The sequence below is a fragment of the Fusibacter sp. genome (genome assembly GCF_057447755.1).
Genome location: NZ_JBVBZF010000145.1, coordinates 1 through 8,600, shown reverse-complemented (window position 1 = coordinate 8,600; position 8,600 = coordinate 1). Strand labels below are relative to the sequence as shown.

7 protein-coding genes and 1 pseudogene are annotated in these 8,600 nt (G+C 35.1%); 5 read left to right on the top strand and 3 right to left on the bottom strand.

The genetic code is table 11. The features are described 5' to 3' along the window. Positions 1-128 precede the first annotated feature (128 nt). Positions 129-602 carry an IS200/IS605 family transposase gene (gene tnpA, locus AC220I_RS14220; protein WP_486724513.1) on the top strand — a complete coding sequence of 158 codons (474 nt, stop codon included), beginning with the start codon at positions 129-131 and terminating at the stop codon, positions 600-602. 184 nt (positions 603-786) lie between these two features. Here the strand turns inward: tnpA and AC220I_RS14215 are convergent, their stop codons facing one another. Next, complete coding sequence (locus tag AC220I_RS14215; RefSeq protein ID WP_486724512.1) at positions 787-2,331, bottom strand: histidine kinase N-terminal 7TM domain-containing diguanylate cyclase; 1,545 nt, start codon at positions 2,329-2,331, stop codon at positions 787-789. Between the two features lie 460 nt (positions 2,332-2,791). Here AC220I_RS14215 and AC220I_RS14210 point away from each other — a divergent pair, with 460 nt between their 5' ends. The 3 genes from AC220I_RS14210 to AC220I_RS14200 all read left to right on the top strand — a co-directional run bounded on the left by AC220I_RS14210 (position 2,792) and on the right by AC220I_RS14200 (position 5,359). Beyond that, the gene (locus AC220I_RS14210; protein ID WP_486724511.1) at positions 2,792-3,679 is read left to right on the top strand and encodes a helix-turn-helix domain-containing protein; all 888 of its coding nucleotides are present in this window, start codon (positions 2,792-2,794) and stop codon (positions 3,677-3,679) included. A gap of 66 nt (positions 3,680-3,745) precedes the next feature. Then, positions 3,746-4,615, top strand: a complete 870-nt coding sequence (locus AC220I_RS14205; protein WP_486724510.1) for an alpha/beta hydrolase fold domain-containing protein — start codon at positions 3,746-3,748, stop codon at positions 4,613-4,615. Between the two features lie 297 nt (positions 4,616-4,912). Next, a complete protein-coding gene (locus AC220I_RS14200; protein WP_486724509.1) occupies positions 4,913-5,359 on the top strand; it encodes a hypothetical protein in 447 nt (148 codons plus the stop codon). Here AC220I_RS14200 and istB read toward each other — a convergent pair. Both istB and istA read right to left on the bottom strand, forming a co-directional pair. After that, complete coding sequence (gene istB / locus AC220I_RS14195; RefSeq protein ID WP_486724508.1) at positions 5,346-6,092, bottom strand: IS21-like element helper ATPase IstB; 747 nt, start codon at positions 6,090-6,092, stop codon at positions 5,346-5,348. The two genes, AC220I_RS14200 and istB, sit on opposite strands and share 14 nt — an antisense overlap. A 3-nt stretch (positions 6,093-6,095) precedes the next feature. Continuing rightward, a pseudogene (gene istA, locus AC220I_RS14190) lies at positions 6,096-7,378 on the bottom strand (IS21 family transposase). A gap of 259 nt (positions 7,379-7,637) precedes the next feature. On the opposite strand from istA, the gene AC220I_RS14185 reads away from it, so the two are divergent. After that, a complete protein-coding gene (locus AC220I_RS14185) occupies positions 7,638-8,339 on the top strand; it encodes a pirin family protein (protein ID WP_486724507.1) in 702 nt (233 codons plus the stop codon). The last annotated feature ends 261 nt before the right edge of the window (positions 8,340-8,600 follow it).

The following is an 8,600-nucleotide window of genomic DNA, read 5'->3' as shown; positions in this document are numbered from 1 at the left end:
TTGTATAACGAAAACCACCGGTTCTACCGGTGGTTCCAAAGAGCTTTAGCTTTGAGTCAAAAAACAAATCCTCCTTTTGCTACAATAAAAATGGTTCGCCAACCAAAAAGCAAAAGGAGGATCCGTTAATGGATAAGAACAGTTTAGCACATACCCAATGGAACTGCAAATACCACGTCGTGTTTGCACCTAAGTATCGACGCCAAGTGATTTACGGAAAAATTAAAGGTGACATAGGAAAAATATTGAGAAAGTTATGTGAACAGAAAGGTGTTGAGATACTAGAAGCGACAGCATGTCCAGATCATGTTCATATGATTCTTTCAATACCTCCGAAATACAGTATTTCAAGTGTGATGGGATATCTCAAAGGAAAAAGTTCATTGATGATTTTTGATAGACATGCAAATTTGAAATATAAGTACGGAAACCGTCACTTTTGGTGTAGAGGTTATTACGTTGATACAGTTGGACGAAATGAAAAAGCGATACGAGAATATGTGAAAAATCAATTGCAAGAGGATATAGCATCTGATCAAATAAGTATTCAGGAGTACATTGACCCGTTCACGGGTGAGCAAGTAAAAGAAGGCAAAAAATAAAAGGCTGCTTTAGCAGCAGCCAGTGAAAGCAAGCAGTTGGCGAACCAATTCAGTGAGCCTTGAGGCTCATGCGAGTAACATGCCCTTCTAGGGCTGAACAAACCACCCGTTGAACGGGTGGTCATGATTAAGTATCTCTATTTATTTACCGATGAGGCTTAATATGTCCTTTTGTAGGCCCTTATCATCTTGCAGTCTCAGAGTACAGTGAATAACCGTTCCGACCATTTTCTTTTACTTTATAAAGAGCTGTATCGGCTTGTCTATATAAGTCTTCAAAGCAAGTGGTTTCTTTGCTATTTAAGGTCATTCCAATACTTAAAGTCACCTTAATATTTTGATTATTATATTTGAAATCATAATCAGATATGCTTGTCTTTATTCTATTTGCAATTTTCTCGACATCCTCTTCATTACAATTATCTATATAGGCTATAAACTCATCTCCACCTAGACGGCCAACGAGATCATTGTTTCTGAAATGATTTCTAATAATATTTACAACTTCTTTTAAGATATGGTCTCCCGCTTGATGTCCAAATGTATCATTAATTGATTTGAACTCATCTATATCTATGATCATAAGACCAAAACGATCTGAATCATTGTCTTTGTTTTCGAGTAATTCATTTATTCTACTTTCAAAAGTAGTCCTGTTAAGGACTTGTGTCATAGAATCCTTTTCAGCCAGTTGAATAAGCTCTAGTTGATGCTTTTTTTCTTTTGATATATCACTTATAAGAGATACGCTTCCCAATTGTTTGGATTTTTTGGTTAAATTATGAACTCTGATTTTATAGTATACTGTTTCACCATTCTTGTTTGTGTATTCTATATCGAGCAGATGGTTTTTTTTATCTGTAATGGCTTCTTGCCATTCTGTATAATTGCTTATGATTTGAGCTGTTTCAATATGACTTTTACTAAAGTTTTCTTTTACGTAAACATTAGTATCAACAATCTCACCAGACTCATTTGTAAATATCATCCCAATATTAATTTCATCTAAAACCCAGTCTCTTGCAATAGGTGAAATGGACATGAAATCATACTTATACATACCTATAAGTAAGAATATCACGCCTACTAAAAAGCTCAGAGGCGTAGGAATTTCAATCCCAGTAAAGTTTAATATAGAACTTTTAGTATAGGTATAAATGATAGGGATTAGAAAACCCACTAAAAGGATTTTTACCTGGGTCTTGGTGGCAGATGACGTCGTTCTCATGTATATCCAAAGTTTGACCATGGCTGTTAGGTTCATGAGCGTATTTATTGCCACTGCAATTTTACCGAAAATGGTTTGATTAACTCTCAAAACGAATCCACTCGGAATTTCTTTTAAGGCAACAGAAACTCTCATTATATGATGTAAATCATTTGTGAGTATAAGCAATACACAGGTAATTGCAAATATAAAGTTCACTATTCTCATGCGTTTAAAAAATGAGTTTTCTTCATTCGTGTATGCCATTACGAAATTATAGGACGCAGCTGGTAATAAAAAAAGTCCAAACTGACTTAAGTTTCTGTAAAGTAATTTGTATTCGATTGTATTGTTGATTCCCTCTAAGAAAATAAATAATGATCCTATAAAAATAAATGTAAAAACCATCATTAATTCTTTAGCGGCATTCTTATCTTTTTTCTCCCAGAGCACAAACAGGGCCAGCGCAATCATAGCTAAGGCAAGTATGTTAATTGATATAAAACCGTATGACGAATTCATAATATCCCCCTCAAAAAATCCAGTTTAATGTCTTACCTACATATATGAACCCATACCCAATTTCAAATATTGAGTTAAGCTAGAAGTCTAACACGATAGGTAGCCTTGTACTTAATCTAATTTGATAGATCTTTTGTGAAAATTATAGTTCTTTTTTGTGCCTTTTGCAATTTAATTAGTTATAGTGAGACAGGGAAGATGGGGGTATAACTGCTAGTAAATAGATTAAGACAAAGGTAAAATGAATAATATGGATTACAATAGGAAATTCAGTGAAGAATACTATAAGAAAATTACTAATCCATTTGGTATAATTAAAGTAGGCAAATATGTTTCAAACGACAAACAAGAAGTGTGAACCTACTGCCAAACAAGCCATGTGGAGTGTTTTTTGAAGTTGGAAAGACAAATAAAGCAAGTCATTTTGAAGATTATAGAGAGGATAAATGTGTAATATAGTATGAATTACTACATTGTTCTAATAAACGACGTTATCGACTACATTGAAGAAAATTTAGAATCTAAGTTGAGTCTTTCTGTTATAGCCAATAGAGCAGGTATTTCAGCTTTTCATTTTTCGCGCATTTTCAAGGGAGTTACGGGCATTTCCTTGAAGCAATATACGCTTAACAGAAAGCTTGAAAAGGCACAAGTGTTGTTAACGGAGACTCAATATTCTATATTAGAAATTGCACTCACCCTTGGATTTGAGTATCCCGAAGTATTCAATCGTGCATTTAAACGCCAGTTTGGGCAATCGCCTTCTGCCTTTCGAAAAAACACCAAGTCATTTAGTGTGACTTCAAGGCTTTCTGTAATAGAGCGAGATATAGCCAATTATCGAGGAACACTCGCTGTTAAAGGCAAAATTATTTATTTAGAATCAATGACATTGTATGGGGTGGATTTCTCTATCGATACAACAAAACCAGGATTTCGTGAAAAAATGGATGGACAGACGCAGCCCTTTATTATTAAGTCTGGACTGGACATTCGTTATGAACACAGTTTTTTTTATACCATTGTCAAGTGTAGTGGAAAAGAAGATGGCCTTTATCAAGTTTTTTGCGGCAGAAAAATGCTGGAACAACATGAGGAGGATGTTGCTTTTCACATTCCAGAGGGCTACTATGCCGCTTTTGAATATACTGGCGATATGTATGGTGTTCGTGAGGTGTTTGAGGAGGATCTATATCGATGGCTCGTTATTAATGAGGCTGTAATTGCAGATAATGATATCGGTATGATGACTATGTATCCTAACGCTTATCCAGAAGAAAACTCGGTTCAGATTTTTGTTCCGATAGAAGCATCCAACACTGTGAAAAGTCAGCAAGAAAGATCATGAATATCAAGTGGATTTGAGTAAAATAATATTATAGTACAAATATATTATTTGAAAGGATTTAAGAATATGAGTGAGCAAGGTTTGATGGTTAGAGCGTTGATTCGTGAAGCGAATATATGGAACGCACCCTTAGATCAAATAAGGGAGACATTGGCAGCAACTACGCCGATAGGATTACCTATTACAGTTCAAAATGATACTGTCATGATTGGAAGGGTACCGTGCGAAAGATTCTCTTATAAGGGTGGGAAATCAAATTGTATTGGCATTTACTATCATGGAGGTGGAGGGTGTTTAGGAATTTATCATTCAAATCGCGAATTTGTTGCACGCCTTTCTGACCAACTAAAGATGGACATTATCATGCCGGACTATCGTCTAGCACCGGAATTTACCTATCCAGCGGCCCATGAAGATGCATTAAGTGTTTATCAAATAATTTCTCAATCAAGGGGCGCAAAGGAAGATATCATTCTCCTTGGAGATTCATTTGGTTGTATGCTTTTATTAGCAACCCTTCAAAAGGTACGTGATATGGGTGGCGTGATGCCAAAAAAAATAGCGATGTTAACACCCTTCCTTGATGCAACAGGCAAAAGTGCAACCTACCAGAGTAAGGCATGCGTAGACCCTTTCCAGAACAATGAACCCCTGAGTTTGGTTAATATCTATCTTGGTGATAGTGTTCATAAAGCAAGGGAAATCTCAACCGTGTTTGGGAATCTGAAGGGATTGCCACCATTGCTTATACATGAAGCTGAACATGATGTGTTTTCAGGGGATGCAGAGCTTCTTTATGAAAGGGCATTAGAATCTGGTATTTCAGCTGAAATACAGTGCTGGAATGAAATGTGGCATGATTTTCATTTGCAGGACACTTTTGTTCCTGAAGCAAAAACTGCTGTAGAGCAATTGTGTTGCTATCTTGCTGAATAAATTAAACCTGAACAAGGGATATTGTATATTTTATTGTAGGTGGAGAGTGTGGCAAGTCTTAAAGGCAAATAGACATAGAAAAAACTTCAGAAACCGATTTCTGAGGTTTTTTTACTTTGAGTATATGATGCCACATATACTCCATTGAGGGCATACATATTTAGAAGGTGGTAATAAGACTAAACCACTAGTAATCGATCTCTATAAGGCTTTAATTTGGTTTAATATTGACTATAGAGACATGGTCAAATAAATGCTAAGATTATTATGGCTAATAAAATAAAAGAGGGGGATCACATGAATACAGCTCAAGAAATAAAAAGCTTCAAAAAACTTATACTTCTTCATCTGTTTCCTGGATTTGCTTTAAGCATTGTATACATCATTTTTTCGAAAATAGGAATTTTAGCAGATTATCCAAAGCTAGTCCTACTTGGTGTTTCCACGCTTTTCTCAATAATACCTATAGAACTTGGATATCTACTATATGTGGCAAAGCAGGAGCAGGGAAACTTTAATATTTTAGAAATACTAGGATTAAAAGGTAAACTGAAGTCTAAAGCATTTATCTTTTATACGCTTGTATTGCTTATAATGGGCGGAATGCTTTTAATTGCCTTAAAGCCCCTTTCAGATTACATATTAAAAACTGTATTTTTTTGGATTCCAAGCTGGTATATAAATGTCAACATTAGAATGTACAATTTTGATCATATAAAAATGTACAATTTTACTCAGACTTGAAATGATTTCTTGTCCGATAAGATGGCCCAATGACGTTAACAACTTGAGCGTGATGTAATATCCTATCGAGAATGGCATTAGCTATAACCGGATCAAGGAATACTTCATCCCAAGTATCAAAAGAGATATTTGTCGTAATAATTGTGCTGCGTTTTTCATATCGCTTATCAATAAGTTGAAAGAACAACTTAGCATCGTCACTATCAATTGGCAGATAGCCGACTTCATCTATTATTAATAACTTATACTTATTAAAATGTCGAAGCCTTGCATCAAGCCGATTTTCTAGTTTTGCACGCTTAAGCTGTGCGAGTATTTCAGTACATTTAATGAAATAGGTTGTGTATCTTTTCTTAGCTGCAGCAATGCCGATGGAGGTTGCCAAGTGCGTTTTTCCTACACCAGGTGTTCCTAAAAAAACGATATTTTCTGCTTTATTTATGAATCTAAGCGATTCAAAGTCCAGCATCTGCTGCTTGTTAACGCTGGGTTGAAAGTCAAAATCAAAGTCTTTCAGTTCCTTAAGATGTGGAAAATTTGCTACCTTAACCATTGACTTAATCATGTTAGCTTCTTTAAAGTCAATTTCATGATTGGATAGCCTTAAGAATGCGTCTACAAAGGACAGACTGTTACGACTTGCAAAATCAATCGTCTCATCAAGGTGAAGGAGCATGTGCTTTAATTTCAAATATTCTAGGTTACTGATTAATTGATTGTAGTTACTGCTCATTTTTTATAATGGTCTCCTATTTTTCGTAAATTTTCCTTAGCAATATCACGTATTCGATCATCTGCAAATTTAAAGGTTCTGCGTGTGATTTGAAGATAATCCGTTTCTTGATAATTTAATTTTTGATTCGTAAGAGGATGCACTGCAATCAATTTTGTGCTATAATACACATGCAATTGATTTGCATAAACTTGAACTCTCACGGTCTTTCCAATGTATTCTGGTGGTACAGAGTACATATTTGAACGGAAAGAAAACAAACTTGATTTGTTGACCTTGTGGTTCGTGTTTATCATCTTGTAGTGACCTCTTATCTTGATGTTTGGAAGTTCAGATAAGTGGTCTTTTTCTTTTTTGAAAGCAAAGGCAGGAATACTACCACTTCCTTGGTGATAGCTTGCATTAACACGATCATTGATCTTTACTACTAATTCATGAAGCTCTTGATAGCTGAGCAATCCGTTATAAGCTTTGATTTCATCTAAGAGTTTCATAGTTGTTTCAACTTTGCCCTTAGTATTTGGGCGACCTGCTATGCACGGTTTTAAAGTGAACCCAAAGTCCTTTGCAAAATTTGCGAAGCGATCGTTTACTTTACCTTTAGTGTATTCGGTTCGTGGGCTATCCATTACGGTTTTCATGTTGTCAGTAATCAGCACTTTTGGAACTCCTTCGATCGCTTCAAATGACTCTGTAAGAAAGTTTAAAAGTATTTCTTGAGACTTTGTAAGAGACAGCTTGAAGATACGAAATCTTGAATATGAGAGTATCAGAACAAAGATGTTTACTTCTATGACTTCTCCTGTTGAAAGAGTAAAGTTCATTGATTCTTTCCAATCGAGTTGTGCTTGTTCGCCTGGTTCTGTTTCAAACCTCATAATAGACTGTGAGTTGATTTTATTTTTACTTTTCTTGAAATATGCATCTAACTCTGGATATTTTGATATATATCGTCTAAAGCTAGATTCAGCACAGTTAAGACCATGATTGTCTTTCAAAAACTGCCATAGATTTTGCTTGTACTCAAAGATCTGAATGTTATCATCAGAAAGCAGCTCGGTGATTTTCTCATAAAAAGCATCAATCTTGGATGACTTAGTTTTTACAGTCGGTTTGTTATAACCATCAAGATATTTCTTTATCGTTCGGCGATCATGATTAAGTTCTCTTGATAGCCTGCAAAGATTTGGTTTCAAATGGTTCACCTCATATAGAGTGCTAAGTGTACTTAAATCTTCAAGACACTCAACCTTGAAGTTTGTTGTTGGATTGAGTTCAATAATCATTAGTCTAAAATCCTTTCAAAATCTGATTTTAGCATTATAACGTACTCAATCATTTCTGTACATTCTTATATGAGCGTTTTTGTACATTTTTATGTTAGCATTTATAGATTATAAGTATGAATTAGATTATAGGTATGAACTAGGCTATAAGTATGATTTGGGTTATCAGTAACAATTGGCTTATCCGTCAAAATAGGTGTTACATAACCTTATGTGTATCCTCACAGTAGGCGTAAAAGTAACAAGAAAGGAGAAACAAATGATTAGAAAAATTAGCAGTGATCAAATGGGCAAAAGCGACTTAGGGTGGCTTAAGAGTAAATTTCATTTTTCTTTTGCTGAATACTATAACCCTTCAAACGTTAATTTTGGTGTTTTAAGAGTACTAAATGATGATTTGGTTGAACCGAAAACTGGATTCGATACCCATCCCCATCGTGATATGGAAATCATTTCTTATGTTGTCGATGGTGAATTGACGCATGGTGATAGTATGGGCAATAAGAGTACATTAACCCGGGGACAAGTGCAGTATATGAGTGCCGGCAAAGGGGTTTATCACAATGAATACAACCTAGGTGATAAAATATTGAGGTTTTTGCAAATATGGATATTACCGGATCATAAGGGACATACGCCACATTATGGAGACCATAAATTTGAATGGGAATTAAGAAAAAATAAGTGGCTTCATATGGTTTCCTCCAAAATGGGGGATGCTGTTATAAAAGTAAATCAGGATGTCAATATCTTCTCTCTTAATCTTGAAGGTGAAAAAACAATAAAATTTGATGTTAAAGAAAATCGACAAGCCTATTTAGTGCTCATAGAAGGCAATGCAACTATCAAGAACATTGCGTTAGAGGCAAGAGATGCAATGGAAATCGTAGAAGAGGAAATATTAATTGAATCAAAAACAGATTCACATTTATTAGTCATAGAGATGAAAAAAGGACAATAGGGCTTAAACCTATTGTCCTTTTATTTTTGATAGCTCGATGCAATTTATAGTTTACATAAATGATTCAAAATGATTTTATGTTTATCATAAAATGATGTGTTAGCTGACTAATCCTTAAAGAGGTCATTTCCTATTATATCGTTATCCTTAGGTTGAGGGCCATTTCCATGCATACCAAATAATTAGGCAGAGCAGTCCGACTTCCACTGCTGCAGCAAGATACATATGAAGCCACGCCACACCAACCAGATTAAAGAGCAT

Bases quoted from the DNA above. Each gene is read 5' to 3' on its own strand.
- tnpA (WP_486724513.1), top strand. From the start codon at position 129: ATGGATAAGAACAGTTTAGCACATACCCAATGGAACTGCAAATACCAC.
- AC220I_RS14215 (WP_486724512.1), bottom strand. From the start codon at position 2,331: ATGAATTCGTCATACGGTTTTATATCAATTAACATACTTGCCTTAGCT.
- AC220I_RS14210 (WP_486724511.1), top strand. From the start codon at position 2,792: ATGAATTACTACATTGTTCTAATAAACGACGTTATCGACTACATTGAA.
- AC220I_RS14205 (WP_486724510.1), top strand. From the start codon at position 3,746: ATGAGTGAGCAAGGTTTGATGGTTAGAGCGTTGATTCGTGAAGCGAAT.
- AC220I_RS14200 (WP_486724509.1), top strand. From the start codon at position 4,913: ATGAATACAGCTCAAGAAATAAAAAGCTTCAAAAAACTTATACTTCTT.
- istB (WP_486724508.1), bottom strand. From the start codon at position 6,092: ATGAGCAGTAACTACAATCAATTAATCAGTAACCTAGAATATTTGAAA.
- AC220I_RS14185 (WP_486724507.1), top strand. From the start codon at position 7,638: ATGATTAGAAAAATTAGCAGTGATCAAATGGGCAAAAGCGACTTAGGG.